Below are 16,293 nucleotides of genomic sequence, written 5' to 3' on the forward strand. Positions count from 1 at the left end.
TTTAGAAACGTGAGCCGGCACCACCACCGCCTCCCATTCCTCCGCCGAAGCTGCCTCCACCGAAACCGCCTCCGCCTCCTAAACTACCTCCGCCAAAGCCGCCGATAAATGGACCGCCTCCGCCACCTCCCCGGTGATGGTAGTCGCTATCATAACTTTGTTGACGACGTATGATGGTATGTCCGCAGTTTCTACATGTATAGGTGACATCTTCAGTTTTCACTCCGTTAATCCGGGATACGATTGCACTTCCTGTTCTCTGCAATTGGTGTTTACCGCATTTCGGGCAACGGCTTTGCCTGCGTGCAGAAAAGAAAGCAAGACCTCCACCGATGACAATAAAGCAAAGGATGGCAAGAACAAAATCAAAGGAGCCACCGTCGTTCGAATCGGAGAGGGCATCGTTTTCCATGGAACCGTCAAGACGCTGGCAAGTTGCTTTAAGACCAGCCACCATTCCTGCATTCCAATTTCCGTCTTTCAGGTAAGGAATCATATATTTGGTTTGAATCCTTTTGCAGATCGCATCGGGGAGCACTCCTTCCAGTCCATAACCGGTATAAAACTGGATACAACGTTGATCTGTGACCAACAAAATGACCAATCCATTATTTTTGCCTTTCTTCCCAACACCCCATTGGTTGAGTAGCTGGTGGCAGAAATTGAAACAATCTTCTTCTCCGATTGAAGGAACTACGGCAACTACCGTTTCAATTCCTGTTTGTTGTTCCAAGGCATAAAGCATGGAGTCTATACTGTCACAAGCTGCCTGTGAAAGTATGCCGGCCGGGTTGCAAACATATTGCATTTTGTTTTGCAGGTGAACTTTCGGGAGGTTGTCCACCGTGTATACTTTCTCTTGAGCTTGTAGTGGGAACAGAAGAATAGTTGCTAGTATAAAAGTCAATATTGATTTCATAACGAATATTTTATGTATGCAAATATAGAAACTTTTTCTGTTATGAATCTACAACTCGTTGTTATAATAGGTTTAATGAATGTATCGCCCGACGAATGCACGGACTCGGTCGGTGTACTCCTGTTTATTCTCTTTGTATGAAACAGCATGAGCCGCTCCCGGCACAATCCATAGTTCTTTGGGTTCCGGTTTGGCTTCGTAGAGCGAATATACCATCCAGGTCGGTACATACGTATCTTTATCCCCGTGAATAAACAGCATCGGAAGTTGTGACTTAGCTACTTGTTTCAGTGAGGATGCCTCTTTGAAATTCCATCCATATTTCTTTTCGCAGAGCCAGCTTGTGGTATACATTAGTGGAAAAGGAGGAAGGTGGAAACTGGCTTTAAGTTCATGTGAGAATTCGTCCCATACGCTGGTGTAGCCGCAATCCTCAACAAAGCATTTAACAAATGGCTTCTGTTTCTCACCGGACACCATCATGGTTGTCGCACCTCCCATTGAAATGCCGTGTACAACCATTTGCGTACTGTCTCCGAAAATTTCATTGGCAATGTTCATCCATTGCAATACGTCCCAACGGTCTTTCCATCCCATCTGGATGGCCGGACCTTCACTTTCTCCCTGATGTTGCAGGTCGGGAAGTAATATGTTATATCCTAAATCTCGATTATATAGATAACCAATCATAAACATACGGATAGCATTATCTGTATATCCATGTACAATGACTGCTGTCTTACTGGTGGGCTGGGGAGCAGCAACATAATACGCATGAAGTTGTATTCCATGCGGATTGATGATGAAAGTGTCTTTCAGTGCGTCCACTTGTTTCAGGCTGTCCACCCATGGACGTAGGAAAGGGTAGTCTCTATACATGAAGGGATAAGAGTCGGCATCTTTAGACAAAATCTTGGCATTCGGAGTCAATGAAAAGTTTAACATATAAAAACTTCCTCCGATGGTGCAGCCGGTCAATGCCAGCATGATAATAATGATGCTATATACAACTTTTCTCCTCATAAAAATTCTTTCTAATCCTTATTTATGCCATATCTCCCATGCGGCAAATGCCTGGAGCAGCAACATTTCCAGACCGTTTTTAACGACAGCCCCTTGTGCTTCTCCTTTTTTCATGAACAGCGTAACATTAGGATTATATAACAAATCGTAGAGCAAATGGTTTGGAGTCAGTAGCTCATAAGGAATATTAGGACAGAAATCTACCTTGGGAAACATTCCTACGGGAGTACAGTTGACGATGATTGTGTATTCTGCCATGATTTCGGGAGTCAGTTCCTCATAAGTCAGCATATCATCGGCTTTGTGGGTTCGTGATACGAATATACTTTCAATACCCAAGTTTTTCAGCCCATGGTAGACGGCTTTGGAAGCTCCGCCGGTACCCAGAATCAAAGCTTTTTGGTGGTGAGGCTGCAATAAAGGCTGAATGGATTGAGTGAATCCGATGATGTCGGAGTTGTAGCCAACCAGTTTGACTTTTCCTTTCTGCTGGCGGATGATTTTAATGACATTCACTGCACCTATCTTTGCGGTATCACGGTCGAGTTCATCCAAAAAAGGAATCACTTGTTCTTTGTAGGGGATAGTCACATTAAGCCCGCATAAATTGGGATTCTCTTCGATGACTTCCATGAAGTTATTAATGCTGGGAATTTCGAAATTCACATACTCTGCATTGATACCTTCGGATTTGAATTTCTCATTAAAGTATCCGATAGAAAATGAATGTCGCAGAGGGTAGCCGATTAAACCATATTTTTCCATAATGCAATCAGGATTAAATTAATCATTCATAATGATTTGGTGCTATTTTGTCGCGGTATAAAGAGTGCAAATGCCAAAAGTCAGCCGTTTGAAGTTGACTTCGCTAAATCCGGCTCGTGCGATGACTCCTTTCATAACTTCCCCTTGAGGAAATACTTTGATCGTGTCCGGCAGATAGTGGTAGGCACTGTTGTCTTTGGAGAGAAGCTTGCCCAATAATGGAATGACGACTTTAGAGTAGATGGAAAACAGTTGTTTCATCGGGAAACGGTCCGGAGTGGTTAGTTCCAGAATTACAAGATGGCCGCCCGGTTTCAGTACGCGGCACATTTCGGAGAGCCCTTTGTCGAGATCTTCGAAGTTGCGGATACCGAAAGCTACAGTGATAGCGTCAAAATTATTGTCGGCAAAAGAGAGTGAAGTACAGTCCTCTCGGGCAAAAGATATTTTATCCGACAGTCCTTCCTTTTTTACTTTTTCACGTCCCACATTCATCATACCTTCCGAGATGTCCGTGCCGATCAGTTCGGCAGGTTGCAGTTTGCGGCAGGCGAGGATAGCAAAATCCCCTGTGCCGGTCGCTACATCCATCATGCGCTGCGGTTGGAAAGGGCGTAACCAGGCAATAGCTTTTCTGCGCCAGCTGCGGTCGATACCTAAAGATAAGGTATGGTTCAACTTGTCGTAGGCATGTGCGATGTTGTCGAACATACGTTCCACTTGCTCGGTCTTTTTCCCTTCTTCGTCGTAAGGCTTGATATGTTGTTGCGGGTAATCCATTTTTTAGTTGATAGTTGATAAATGATAGTTGATAGTTGAAGAAGATAGTTGATAAATGATAGTTGTAAGATGACAGAGTCAATAGTTATATGCGATAAGCTGCATATTAACTATCATTTATCATCTATCAACTATCATTTATTATCTGTCATTTATCGCTAATCAGCTATTCAAAAAAGTTTCGACGTTTTTGAATATACGTTCAGCGATATTGCTAGTATCTTCTTTCACAAATTTCTCACCGGTGATGTTTTCGAACAATTCGATGTAACGGTCACTGATGCTTTGTACGATAGCCGGAGTCATTTCCGGTACTTTCTGACCGTCTTTGCCCTGAAAACCGTTTTCCATCAACCATTCACGAACGAATTCTTTAGAAAGTTGTTTCTGCGGTTCGCCTTTTTCGAAACGTTCCTGATAACCTTCAGAGTAGAAATAGCGGCTTGAATCCGGAGTGTGGATTTCGTCCATCAGGTAGATAGTACCGTTGTGCTTACCGAATTCGTATTTTGTATCTACGAGGATCAGTCCGCGCTCTGCTGCGATTTCAGTACCACGTTTGAAAAGGGCTAATGTATATTTTTCGAGAATTTCATACTCTTCCGGAGTAGCCAGTCCTTGTTTCAGGATTTCCTCCTTAGAGATGTCTTCGTCGTGCAATCCCATTTCAGCTTTCGTAGTCGGAGTAATGATGGGTTCCGGGAATTTCTGGTTTTCGCGCATTCCGTCCGGCAACTTCACGCCACAAATTTCGCGTACACCGCTTTTGTAAGTACGCCATGCGCTACCACACAGGTAACCGCGTACAATCATTTCTACCGGAAAACCTTCACACAATACACCTACCGTTACCATTGGGTCCGGAGTAGCTATTTTCCAGTTCGGACAGATGTCAGTAGTGGCATCGAGGAATTTAGCTGCAATCTGGTTCAGCATTTGTCCTTTGTAAGGAATACCTTCAGGAAGTACTACGTCAAAGGCCGAAATACGGTCGGTTGCTACCATGACGAGTTTTTCGCCGTTGATGTTGTATACATCGCGCACTTTTCCGTGGTACACGCTTTTCTGTCCCGGAAAGTTGAAATCTGTTTTTGTTAATGCATTCATAATGATATATATTAAAATTATGCTTCTTTCTTTAATTTCACCACAGAGGACACGGAGTACACAGAGAGTTTATTGAAATATCAGGATTAAATCCTCTGTGTACTCTGTGTCCTCTGTGGTGAACCATTACGTTCGGCTTTCGTTTCTTTGTCGAATTTTTCGTAAGCATCCACGATACGTTCCACCAGTTTATGGCGTACGATATCCTTTTTATTCAGTTCAACAAAACTGATACCTTTCACTCCCTTCAAGATGCGGAGAGCTTGCACCAATCCTGACGTTTGTGAAGCGGGAAGGTCAATCTGTGTCATGTCTCCCGTCACAATCATTTTGGTGTTCATACCCATGCGGGTGAGGAACATTTTGATTTGCTGTGCGGTAGTATTCTGCGCTTCGTCAAGAATCACGACTGCATCATTCAGCGTGCGTCCGCGCATAAAGGCTAACGGGGCAATCTGGATAATGTTCAATTCCATGTATTCCTTTAACTTGGCAGCAGGTATCATATCTTGCAGGGCATCGTATAAAGGTTGCAGGTATGGGTCGATCTTATCTTTCATGTCGCCGGGCAGGAAACCGAGCTTTTCTCCGGCTTCTACGGCGGGGCGGCTAAGGATGATTTTTTTGATTTCTTTATTCTTCAATGCACGTACGGCGAGAGCGATAGCGGTGTATGTCTTTCCCGAACCTGCCGGACCGATGGCGAATACCATATCATTCTTGGCGAATCCTTCTACCAGTTTCAACTGGTTTTCGCTTCGGGGGATGATAGGTTTTCCCGTGACGCTGAACACAATCACGTTTCCTGTCTGTTCCGTTTGCGGCGCATTTCCTTTTATAATGTCAATGATAACTTCTTCTTTCAGTGAATTATATTGGGCGCAGTACTTTTCAAGTTTGGTGATATTTTCTTCGAAGGCACACATTTCTTCCTCATCGCCCAGCACTTTGATGACATTACCTCGGGCAACTATGCGTAGCTTTGGATATAAAGCTTTAATTAACTGTATGTTGGCGTTGTTTACGCCGTAAAAAATAACCGGATCAATATCCTCAAGAACAATCAGTTTCTCTATCATTCAATTGTATTAAAGAAAAATTTCTGCAAATTTAATGAAACGTTTTGGATTCTCTGATTGTTTAGAGGTGAATTTTACTGCAAATCTTCCACTATCCACTTTTCGATGTTTCTTGTTTCATTACTGAAATTGATGCCTATCTTGAATATTTGTCGTTTGTCTGTGGCAAATGCTTGTGCATAATGTTTGTCATTGATTTGTTGCAGAGCTTCTTCGGCAGTTCCATCCAACTTGAATTCCATAACATAGATGAAACGCTCGGTTTGTAAGACGAGGTCAATGCGTCCCCGAGAAGTATGATATTCTGCTTTTACATAGAACCCAATGAGTTTGAATACGATGAAAAGCACATTTTGATAATGCAGCTCCAAATTGCGTATCAATTCGTAAGGTGTATCGGCAAAGAAACTTTGCAGGCGGCGGAAAAAGGCGTTGTAATCACCTTGTTCCACTTCATCCACAAATTGACGTATTTGGAAAGGGGATTCAATTAAATCTATATTCGTATAGAAAGGAAGAAGATATTTAACAAAGCCTTCTTCTACTTCCCGGTTAGGGAATCCCAATTTATAAATCCCAAAACGATTGTCGAATCCTTTGATTGTAAGATATCCACTTTGGTAAATAACCGGTATCGGATTTCGGGAAGTCGAATCAATACTGTTCAGTACATCTGCATCCGTTTCTTCATGCGTGATACGTTGAAGATCATAATTGGATTTTTTAAGTAATTCTACCAGATAAGTCGGAGTGCCGGTCTCAAACCAGTAACTACCGAATTTCATTTTATAGAACGTATTGAGTAGACTGAAAGGATTATATATTCCTATGGAGTTTTCTACGAAGTGGTAACCATCATAACATTCTTTCAATTCAGAACATACTTTTTCATAAGTCATTTTCTGTCTGTCTGCCAATATATGCAAGTCTTCTTCCATATTGTCGTGGATTTCTTTCTCTGTGATACCACAGAGTTCCACGTACTGTTCGTCCATTGAAATATCAATCAGATTGTTGAGATCGCTGAATACACTCACTTTTCCGAACTTAGTGACACCTGTCAGGAAAGCGAGTTTGATGAATCCGTCCATTGTTTTTAATACACTGTAGAAAGCCTTCATTGTGTTGCGGAACTTCTGTTGAAGTTCTTCGTTGCCAATTGCTTGCAACATGGGTTTGTCGTATTCATCAATAAGAATGACGACACGTTGCCCGGTTTGTTCATAAGCCCGTTCGATGATTCCACGGAAGCGCAAAGAAAAGGTGGTCTCTGATGAAGAGGTGCCATACAGTCGCTCCCACTTTACCAGTGTGAAGTTTAAGATATTTTCCAGACTTTCCGGTGTATCGTATTTTTCGGTGTTGAGATCAATGTGGAGGATGGGATGTTTGATCCATTCTTTTTCCAGTTCCTCTATGGCTAGATTCTTGAAAAGTTCCTTTTTCCCCGAAAAATAAGCTTCAAGGGTAGATATCAGCAGACTTTTTCCAAAACGGCGGGGACGGCTAAGAAAATAATAACGGCCGGTCTTTGCTAATTGATAGATAAGTTTGGTTTTATCTACATAGAGATAACCGTCTTTGCGAAGACTTTCAAAATTCTGTATGCCGATAGGATAAAGCTTGCCCATAATCTGATTTTTTTAGCGTTGGAATCATACAAAGATAGCAGTTTTTCATCTTAACGCAAAATTTACCTTGAAGGTTTTATGATATGCTGGTCAAAGATTTTGGAAAAAGATATTTATCGGGCAGTAATATGGAAACAACCTTGTTTCAATTCGTATTTGATGTAGCATTTTTCGGCTTGTCGCAGGTCTCTTAAAACTTCGGACAGGACAAGTTTCAGTGTGTCGGCACTTACATCTTGCAACGGTCTTCCATCTTTGTCTTCTACTTTTTTGAAACGTTTCCAACTGACGTCAAAGGTTGCTCCAAAGCAATGTGCAGAGTTGGCGGAGGCATTTCCATTGCGGCGGCGGAGACGTTTCACATCGTTTTCGGTGCGTAGTACGGAGGTGATGATTACCTGATTAGGATTCAAACCTTTGGCAGCCAATGAATCGAGAAAGTTGGAACCTATTGTATCGAGCAATGCACTGGCGCGTGGAACGAGGTAGGGAATGGAGTGTGTTAATGAATCCACTGCATAAAATTCATTATCAGTGATATGAGTCAGCTTTTCTTTCATTGCTTCCGCTTCCTCTCGGTCTGCCAGCGGACTAATACCGATCTTTTTAGCGGCTTTCAGATGTGCGTCGTTCAAATCAGGGAAAGAACGTTTGTAGCTGACAACACCCCGAATGTTGCGTGGCTCATTCAGTTTCAGTGACATATCTTTCTTTTTGCAGCCCGAAGTAAGCGTTGTCACCCCAATAACTAATAAAAATAGCGGTAATATGCGAAGCTTATAAATAGTCATTTTGTATTTTTTGCCCGCAAATATACGCTATTTTTTTATACATTTGTAGCGGTTTATAAAAATAGACCATTTCACACTAAACATAACACACATGAAAACAGATTTCGATTACAATTCTATGCCCGTCAGCTTTGCTCATTGCTTGAATGGACATTGTTTGCGCGCGGACAAATGTCTGCGTCGACAAGTAACTCTCCGGATGCCGAAAGAACGGGCTGCTGTAACGGTTATCAATCCCGAACATATCACTTCCGATGGCGGAGACTGCACTTACTTTATTGATGAAAAGCCTTTGCTTTTTGCACGGGGAATGAAACATATATTGGATCGTGTGCCCCTTGCTGATGCCAACATTATTAAACGGCAGATGATTTCCTATTTCGGCAAGACTGTTTATTACCGTTGCTGCAACAAAGAGCGATTGATAAAGCCGAAGGAGCAGGAATATATACAAGGACTTTTCCGCAAGAGGGGCGTTGCCGGATCACCTCAATTTGACGAATACATAGAATACTATGATCTAGGTTAAGGATATCTATTAGTTCCGATAGTCCCATATATTGTGGGAAAGTATTCTCATAAAATGTGGGAATACTTTCCCACAAAATGGGGGAATCTTTTCCCTCCAGCTAGGGAATCTCTTCCCACAATATATGGGACAAAGGAAGTCTGTGATGAAAGTAAAAAGAAGGTATATACTTCCGTTTATTGAATATCAGTTTCGGTATGAGAAATGCATGATGATAAGTATGAGAAATACCGTTTATTTACGACTTTTCAGGCAAAATAATATGAGAAATACCTTATTGAAAAGTATTTCTCATATTATATATTGTTGATTAGTAGATTATTAATCAAATATTATGAGAATATGAGAAATGAAATTGCCAAATCATTTCTAGTGTGGTTAGATCACTGTGTCTTTCAGCCATTTTCCGAAAAAACGGTCATAGACAATATAACCATCCGGTGTATTATATATCAGTTCTTTATTTAGTAAGGACTTCAGTGCCACGTTAACGCTGCTGGGCGTTTTTAGATGATGCCTTTTGATAAAGTCATTGGCATTTATACTTTTTATACAGCCTTCTGTGGCAATAGCTTTCAATAGATCCACTTGATTGTTGGTTAGTAGTGTCAGGTTACTTTGGTATATGGTTTCCTGTTCATCTAAAATGTCGTTTATACAGCTATCTACCAGTCGGTTATCAATAGGGTTGATTTTCTTCTCATACAATCGGTTGAGTATGCTTTGAATGTACCAGGTGTGTCCGTTTTCAAGTTGGTATAAGTAGGAGAATGTTTCTAACGGTAGCTCTCTTTTTTCTTTGGCAAAGAATGAGTGTGCGAATGAATAATAATTCTCCAATGGAATCTCCTTTAATACAATAATCTGGGTACTTTGATAAAAAGGTCGTTTTGCAGAACTGAACATTTCTTCCATTACATGTTTTTTACTTCCGGAAAAGATAAAGTGTACATTTGGCATGAATTGGATATGAGAACGGAGCAATGCTTCTACACCTTTTTCCGGATATTCTGTAATCTGTTGGAACTCATCAATGGCAAGGTAACAATGTTTTTTTGAAGCTGCCATATAGTCGAGCACTTCTTTTAGTGTCTGTTCGGCATGAGCAGGGGCAAAGTCCAGAGTTACGGTAGGCATACCGCTTCTTTCGTCAGTACTGATTATGGGGCGGCAAGATTTGAAGAAAGCGGTCATTTGCCTGAGTATATTTTGGGACAGGGTATCCAATTTTCCGAGAACATTTTGAGCAAGCAATTGTATGAATGCCTTTAAGTCGCGTGTGGGATAGATATCCATGTAGAAATAGGCGGTATTCGGATTCTTTTCCTGTTTCATCCGGTAGAATACATTTTTGATGAGTCCCGTCTTTCCCATACGCCGAGGAGATATTAATGTCAGATTCCGCCCGTTTTGTAACGCTGAAATCATTTTATCAGTTTCTTTTTCCCGGTCACAAAAGTATTCCGGACTGTTGTAACCGTACACAAGGAATGGATTATATAGTTTCATATCTTATTATATCTTTTATGTTACATATTTTATGTAATACAAAGAACGTAATAATTGGGGAATATTCAAAGACTTTTTTTGTTTATGTGTATATAAATAGTGCGCTGATGAAAGAAAATGATTGTTCTTTCATCAGCGCACTATTATTTGTCGGAGCAGGATTATTTCTTATCCTTCTTCTCTTCAGCTTTCGTTGCAGGCTCTTCCTCCGTTTTACTGTCCGGATTGATAATGCCTTTCACTGTTTCACCGATAGGAAGCTTGTCCAATATACCAAGGCTCGGAGCTACTGTCTTTACTAATGTATTCAGGAAATTGCTTGTGCCACCGTTTCCTCCGTCGAATACCGTGATATTTCCTAAGTTCATGTGCTCGAATGCCTTTACCTGTTCGCCGGCGATTTCCTTCCATTGGTCTACCATCTTGTATTGGATAGCGATGGCCGGGTTCGATTCGGCTGCTCTTACCATTGCTTCGAAACCTTCCGCTTCAGCAAGTAATGAACGTTTCTTACCTTCCGCTTCTGCTTCCAGTTTCATCTGGATAGCTTTTGCTTCTGCTTCCGCTTGTGCCAAAGTAGCTTTTGCGCGTGCTTCTGCCTCACGAGTAATCTTTTCGGCAATGGCGTTAGCCTGTAGGATAGCTTCCTGTCTGGCGATTTCCGCAGGAACGATCTTTTCAGCTTTCAATGAAGATTCCACTTTACGTGCTTTGGCTTCTTCTACCTCCTTCTGGGCAATTTCACGTGCCGTTTGTACGGCAGCTTCCGATCTGGCGGCAGCTTCACCGGCTTGCTTGTCGGCATTAGCTTGCGTCACGGCCAGTTCTGAATTTGACAGAGCCACCTCTTTCTGTGCGTCATTGCGTCCGATGGCAGCTTTCTTGGCAGCTTCCGCCTGCTTGATTTCCATATCCGAGTTAAGTTCGGCAACACGGCTTTCCTTTTCGGTATTCGCCTGTTCGATACGGATGTTCTTTTCAGCTTCAGCTTTTGCTACTTGTGATTCTTTTTCCGCATTGGCGATGGCTACTTGAGAAATTCTGTCCTTATCTGCATTGGCAACCGAGATTTCCTGTTGTTTCTTCGTTTCTGCGATGGCGATATCTTGATCTTTACGCGTTTCTGCAACTTTGGTTTCGCGTTCCTTAATCTGATTGGCAATTTTGATAGCACCCAGCTTTTCCTGTTCTTCGATGTTAGCTTGTGCTTCGTTCAGAGCCTTACTTTCAGCTTCCTTACCTAAGTTGACAATGTAGTTGGCAGCATCGCGAATGTCACTGATATTGATGTTCATCAGGTACAAACCGAACTTGCGAAGTTCAGTATCGATGTTGTCTTTTACTTTAGCCAGAAACTTATCGCGGTCTGAATTTAATTCTTCGATAGTCATATCGGCGATCACCATACGCATCTGACCATATACGACATCGGTAATTAAATTCTGTTTGTCGTCCATCGTCAAACCCAGCATACGTTCAGCAGCATTTTGCATTACTTCGGGATCAGTGCTGATAGCTACAGTAATGGTAGTCGGCACGTCCACACGGATATTCTGAGCAGACAGTGCACCCGTCAGTTTGCATTCAATCTGCATGGGTTTCATGGAAAGGAATTCATATCCCTGGATAATCGGCCATACGAAAGCTGCACCACCGTGATATAGCTTCGCTGACTTCTTATCTCCTCCTGTTTTACCATATACAACGAGGACTTCATCACTCTTACATTTGCGGTAACGAGAAAGGATACCAATAAAAGTGAGTAGGATGACTGCCACTAATATAGCAGCCATAATCAACATTTCTTGTGTCATAGAATTGTGTATTTGAATAGTTATTGAATGAATAGCGTTCCGTCTTTATAACGGGTGATGATTGTTCTGTCACCCGTCTGATATGCTTTTCCGGATTCGGAGATGACGTCTACTTCGCGCATTGCTCCGTCCCGGCTTGTCTGTACTGTATATTTGCTGTCACTTTGCTTGAAGTAGATGGTACATTCCCGTCCTACAAGTTGATCTGTCTGTTCAGAATGATTCACTTGTTGCAGTTGATAAGCTTTCTTATAGAGAAACCACACAGCCAGAACAAAGAAAAGACCCACCAGAATACCGATGACATAACTTTGAATTTCAGTGTTTCCCGCTAAATACATGTACCAACCGAATCCGATTCCAAAATGAGTTAGTCCTTTAAAAGAAACTACGCTGCTGATGTCAGCATCCACGTCTACATCGGCATCTATGTCTCCGAAAAAGATGGATAGAACGAATTGGATTACAAATATTCCTGTTGTCACAAGGGCAATAATAAGGAAAATGGTACTACTCATAATTGTGAGGTATTAGTGAATCATGATTATTTTGTTCTCCAAATATACAGGTTTATGCGAATTATACAAAGATAAATGAGATAAAATGACTACTTTTGCGCGCGAAAACCCTAAAAGAGAGGAATTAGCGTGCAAAGGTATTTTATTTATTTGGCTTATGACGGAACCAACTATCACGGTTGGCAGATTCAACCGAATGGGATTAGTGTGCAGGAATGTCTGATGAAAGCATTGTCTACCTTTCTGCGTCGCGAAATTGAAGTAATAGGAGCAGGCCGGACGGATGCGGGAGTGCATGCCTCTCTGATGGTTGCTCATTTTGATTCCGATGAACCGTTGGATACTACTTCTGTTACTGATAAATTAAATCGTCTGCTGCCTCCCGATATTTCCATTTATCGTGTTTGCCGGGTTCGGCCGGATGCCCATGCCCGCTTTGATGCGACTGCGCGAACTTATAAATATTATGTGACGACATCGAAATATCCTTTTAACAGGCAATATCGCTGGCGGCTTTATAACCAGTTGAATTATGAACGCATGAACGAAGCTGCACGTATCCTTTTCGAGTACAACGATTTTACGAGTTTCAGTAAACTTCATACGGATGTAAAGACCAATATTTGTCATATCACCCATGCCGAATGGACGCAAGAAGAAGATGCTACCTGGGTATTTACGATTCGTGCCGACCGTTTTCTGCGGAATATGGTGCGAGCCATCGTAGGCACACTCATTGAAGTGGGACGCGGGAAACTGACTGTTGAAGGTTTCCGGCGGATTATAGAACAGCAGGACCGTTGCAAAGCCGGGACATCTGCTCCGGGGCAAGCCCTGTTTTTAGTCAATGTGGAGTATCCGGAAAATATATTTGAATCTACCTGACCAATAGCATCTTATCATTTAGGAAATTTCAATCGTAAATAGTAAATCGTCAAATCGTAAATCATCTTATGTGGTTATTATTAGCATTCCTATCGGCTACTTTGCTGGGCTTTTATGATGTATTCAAGAAGAAATCGTTGAAAGATAATGCAGTACTTCCTGTCTTGTTTCTAAATACATTTTTTTCCAGTCTCATCTTTCTACCGTTTATCCTGATATCCGTTTATCAACCGGATTTGTTGGGAGGAACGATATTCAATGTTCCCGTTGCTGGTTGGGAACAGCATAAATATATTATCATCAAGTCGTTCATCGTATTGTCTTCGTGGATATTCGGATATTTCGGAATGAAGCATTTACCCATAACCATTGTGGGACCTATCAATGCCACCCGTCCGGTGATGGTGCTCGTGGGAGCTATGCTGGTATTTGGTGAACGATTGAATCTCTATCAATGGATTGGCGTGATGCTGGCCATTGCCTCTTTCTTTATGTTGAGCCGTTCGGGAAAGAAAGAAGGAATTGATTTTAAGCATAACAAATGGATCTTTTTTATTGTACTGGCTGCCATTACAGGTGCTATCAGCGGTTTGTATGATAAATATCTGATGAAGTCTCTGAATCCGATGCTGGTGCAATCTTGGTATAATGTTTATCAGGTGTTTATCATGTGTCCTATCCTGCTGTTGCTTTGGTGGCCTAAAAGAAAGTCCACTACTCCGTTCCGCTGGGATTGGACGATTATCCTGATTTCCATTTTCCTTTCTGCTGCCGATTTTGTTTACTTTTACGCATTAAGTTACGACGATTCGATGATTTCTATCGTTTCGATGGTGCGTCGGGGAAGTGTGGTTGTTTCTTTCACTTTCGGTGCGCTTTTCTTCCGTGAAAAGAATTTAAAAAGCAAAGCGATTGACCTTATACTGGTGTTAATCGGAATGATATTCTTATATTTGGGGTCTAAAAGTTAAAACAGTAACACAAGACTGTTTGTCATAGGTTAAATAAGACAGATATGAAAATAAATAAACTTGTTATCACTATATTCTTCTCTGCTGTCGGACTTTTTGTTTCGACTGCTCTTCAGGCGCAAGAAGCCAAAACTTTGTTTGTGAATATGCCGGATTCTTTAAGTCCCTTGCTTACAAAAGTGAATCGTGAAGATTGTATAGACTTTCTGGAAAGTAAGATGAAAGCGCAAGTGGAAAACCGTTTCGGCAAGAAGTCGGAGATGACTGATCTTGGTAAAGACTATATCCGTATGCAAATGTCAGCTCAATCTACCTGGCAGATGAAAGTGTTGGCACTAAATGATTCAACGAACGTAATCTGTACAGTCTCTACTGTTTGTGCTCCTGCTTGTGATAGCAGCATCCGTTTCTATACGGACGACTGGAAACCGCTTACTACATCTCTCTTTATTACCTTGCCCTTGATGGATGATTTTCTGAATGCTCCTGATTCAATAGGAGTTTATAAGTTTGATGAAGCACGTCGTTCGGCAGATATGCTATTGATGAAAGCCGATTTTAATAAAGAAAATACGGAACTGACACTTACGTTAACAACCCCCGACTATATGTCAAAAGAAACAGCAGAGAAACTGAAACCGTTTCTCCGCCGCCCTGTAGTCTACCATTGGAAAAATGGAGCATTTGTTAAATTGAGAATTGAGAATTGAGAATTAAAAATTGAGAAATAAGCTGCGCTGTGGCTATCTCTGGATATTCTCAAAATAAAAAAATATAAGGCAACTAATTCTTTACGAGTTAGTTGCCTTTTTGATATTTTTAATCAGCGGGATTATTGAATAATCCCTATTTCTCAATTTTTAATTCTCAATTTAACAAGCATTCGTTGATGAACGCTGTCATTTCCGGTGTGTTTGCTTCCACACTTTGAAGTAATTTGAATTGTGCTTTGGTGCGAACGAGGTTGTGTTCCGGATATTTGATTTTATAATAAGTATCTCCGTTGATATAATCTGCCAGGAATCGTACGCACTGCATGTATGGGAATAAAGCAGCCGCATAAGGAAGATTTTCAATCTCGATCTGCGTCAGGAATGATTTAGCTCCTTTCAGATAACCCTTGGTAAATGCTTTGAATATTTCCATATTGAAGTTTACACGATCAAGGTCTTTGTCGTCTTCATCACCTGTGTTGGCACCTGTACGTAGGAAGTCACCATAATCGGAGAATATAAAGCTAGGCATTACCGTATCCAGGTCGATGACACAAAGCACTTTACCATCCTCGTCGAACATCATGTTATTCACTTTCGTATCGCAGTGGCAAACGCGTTTGGGAAGTTTTCCTTCACGATATAAACGTTCAGCTTTACACATTTCATCTGCGCGTTTCTCTATTTCATCCAAATAGTACTTCACTTCTGATACCCGTCCGGCAGCATCCTTTGCAACGGCTTCACGTAGTTGTTTGAGGCGGAACTCCATGTTGTGGAAATCGGGTATGGTTTCACCCAATGTTTCTGGAATATCGGCCAACATAGCCTGGAAGCTGCCGAAGGCTTCTCCTGCATAGTTGGAATATTCGGGATTCACCGTCTCATACGTTTTTGCACGTGGGATGAATACCATCACACGCCAATAGCTGTCACCGTCGAACCAGTATGTTTTACCTTCTTCTGTTTCGAGGAAACTCAACACCTTGCGGTCTATATCCGATTCTCCGGCTTCCGTCAGTTTCTTGCGAATGTGATTGGTAACAGCAGTAATATTGGATTGAAGCATTTCTACATTCTGGAAAATGGCATGATTGATGCGTTGCAAAACATAGTCGGGAGCATCTGCTTCTTTGGTATTTACTTTATAAGTGTCGTTGATAAGTCCTGCACCCAAAGGTTTGATTTCTTCTATCGTACCTTGGACTTTAAATTTAGCTACGATGCTAGATAAATCTTTCATGTTTTTTTTCTTTAAA

The 16,293-nt window shown here is 41.6% G+C and carries 16 protein-coding genes; 4 read left to right on the top strand and 12 right to left on the bottom strand.

The genetic code is table 11. The features are described from left to right. Position 1: 1 nt before the first annotated feature. The 8 genes from AB3G73_RS22770 to AB3G73_RS22805 all read right to left on the bottom strand — a co-directional run bounded on the left by AB3G73_RS22770 (position 2) and on the right by AB3G73_RS22805 (position 8,095). Positions 2–919, bottom strand: a complete 918-nt coding sequence (locus AB3G73_RS22770; RefSeq protein ID WP_148364313.1) for a YgcG family protein — start codon at positions 917–919, stop codon at positions 2–4. 72 nt (positions 920–991) lie between these two features. After that, positions 992–1,942, bottom strand: a complete 951-nt coding sequence (locus AB3G73_RS22775; protein WP_074560070.1) for an alpha/beta hydrolase — start codon at positions 1,940–1,942, stop codon at positions 992–994. A gap of 18 nt (positions 1,943–1,960) precedes the next feature. Then, positions 1,961–2,707 (bottom strand): shikimate dehydrogenase, encoded by a 747-nt coding sequence (locus tag AB3G73_RS22780; RefSeq protein ID WP_004304542.1) that lies wholly within the window; start codon positions 2,705–2,707, stop codon positions 1,961–1,963. A 42-nt stretch (positions 2,708–2,749) separates the two neighbouring features. After that, entirely contained in the window at positions 2,750–3,487 is a 738-nt protein-coding gene (ubiE, locus tag AB3G73_RS22785) for a bifunctional demethylmenaquinone methyltransferase/2-methoxy-6-polyprenyl-1,4-benzoquinol methylase UbiE (RefSeq protein WP_148364314.1), read from the bottom strand. A 162-nt stretch (positions 3,488–3,649) separates the two neighbouring features. Continuing rightward, complete coding sequence (locus AB3G73_RS22790) at positions 3,650–4,594, bottom strand: phosphoribosylaminoimidazolesuccinocarboxamide synthase (protein WP_074560066.1); 945 nt, start codon at positions 4,592–4,594, stop codon at positions 3,650–3,652. An 86-nt stretch (positions 4,595–4,680) separates the two neighbouring features. Then, positions 4,681–5,673: a PhoH family protein gene (locus AB3G73_RS22795; protein WP_217721564.1), complete on the bottom strand. Its 993-nt coding sequence runs from the start codon at positions 5,671–5,673 to the stop codon at positions 4,681–4,683. Between the two features lie 74 nt (positions 5,674–5,747). Continuing rightward, entirely contained in the window at positions 5,748–7,304 is a 1,557-nt protein-coding gene (locus AB3G73_RS22800; protein ID WP_167511724.1) for an ATP-binding protein, read from the bottom strand. Between the two features lie 113 nt (positions 7,305–7,417). Continuing rightward, positions 7,418–8,095 (bottom strand): DUF5715 family protein, encoded by a 678-nt coding sequence (locus AB3G73_RS22805; RefSeq protein ID WP_234131880.1) that lies wholly within the window; start codon positions 8,093–8,095, stop codon positions 7,418–7,420. A gap of 91 nt (positions 8,096–8,186) precedes the next feature. On the opposite strand from AB3G73_RS22805, the gene AB3G73_RS22810 reads away from it, so the two are divergent. Then, complete coding sequence (locus AB3G73_RS22810) at positions 8,187–8,624, top strand: DUF6078 family protein (RefSeq protein WP_008775467.1); 438 nt, start codon at positions 8,187–8,189, stop codon at positions 8,622–8,624. Positions 8,625–9,002: 378 nt separating this feature from the next. Here the strand turns inward: AB3G73_RS22810 and AB3G73_RS22815 are convergent, their stop codons facing one another. From AB3G73_RS22815 to AB3G73_RS22825, 3 genes are all read right to left on the bottom strand, one after another. Beyond that, positions 9,003–10,133, bottom strand: coding sequence for an ATP-binding protein (locus AB3G73_RS22815; RefSeq protein WP_367745660.1), 1,131 nt, complete (start codon positions 10,131–10,133; stop codon positions 9,003–9,005). Positions 10,134–10,294: 161 nt separating this feature from the next. Next, complete coding sequence (locus AB3G73_RS22820; protein WP_148364319.1) at positions 10,295–11,947, bottom strand: flotillin family protein; 1,653 nt, start codon at positions 11,945–11,947, stop codon at positions 10,295–10,297. A 20-nt stretch (positions 11,948–11,967) separates the two neighbouring features. Continuing rightward, a complete protein-coding gene (locus tag AB3G73_RS22825; RefSeq protein WP_148364320.1) occupies positions 11,968–12,465 on the bottom strand; it encodes a hypothetical protein in 498 nt (165 codons plus the stop codon). Between the two features lie 129 nt (positions 12,466–12,594). On the opposite strand from AB3G73_RS22825, the gene truA reads away from it, so the two are divergent. From truA to AB3G73_RS22840, 3 genes are all read left to right on the top strand, one after another. Next, complete coding sequence (gene truA, locus AB3G73_RS22830) at positions 12,595–13,350, top strand: tRNA pseudouridine(38-40) synthase TruA (protein ID WP_234131881.1); 756 nt, start codon at positions 12,595–12,597, stop codon at positions 13,348–13,350. A gap of 68 nt (positions 13,351–13,418) precedes the next feature. Beyond that, positions 13,419–14,321 carry a DMT family transporter gene (locus AB3G73_RS22835; protein ID WP_004301754.1) on the top strand — a complete coding sequence of 301 codons (903 nt, stop codon included), beginning with the start codon at positions 13,419–13,421 and terminating at the stop codon, positions 14,319–14,321. Positions 14,322–14,365: 44 nt separating this feature from the next. Further along, positions 14,366–15,031 carry a DUF3256 family protein gene (locus AB3G73_RS22840; protein ID WP_074560287.1) on the top strand — a complete coding sequence of 222 codons (666 nt, stop codon included), beginning with the start codon at positions 14,366–14,368 and terminating at the stop codon, positions 15,029–15,031. Between the two features lie 157 nt (positions 15,032–15,188). Here the strand turns inward: AB3G73_RS22840 and AB3G73_RS22845 are convergent, their stop codons facing one another. Beyond that, a complete protein-coding gene (locus AB3G73_RS22845) occupies positions 15,189–16,277 on the bottom strand; it encodes a phosphotransferase enzyme family protein (RefSeq protein ID WP_074560289.1) in 1,089 nt (362 codons plus the stop codon). Positions 16,278–16,293 lie beyond the last annotated feature (16 nt).

The organism is Bacteroides sp. L008, assembly GCF_040812255.1.
Lineage (GTDB): Bacteria > Bacteroidota > Bacteroidia > Bacteroidales > Bacteroidaceae > Bacteroides > Bacteroides vicugnae.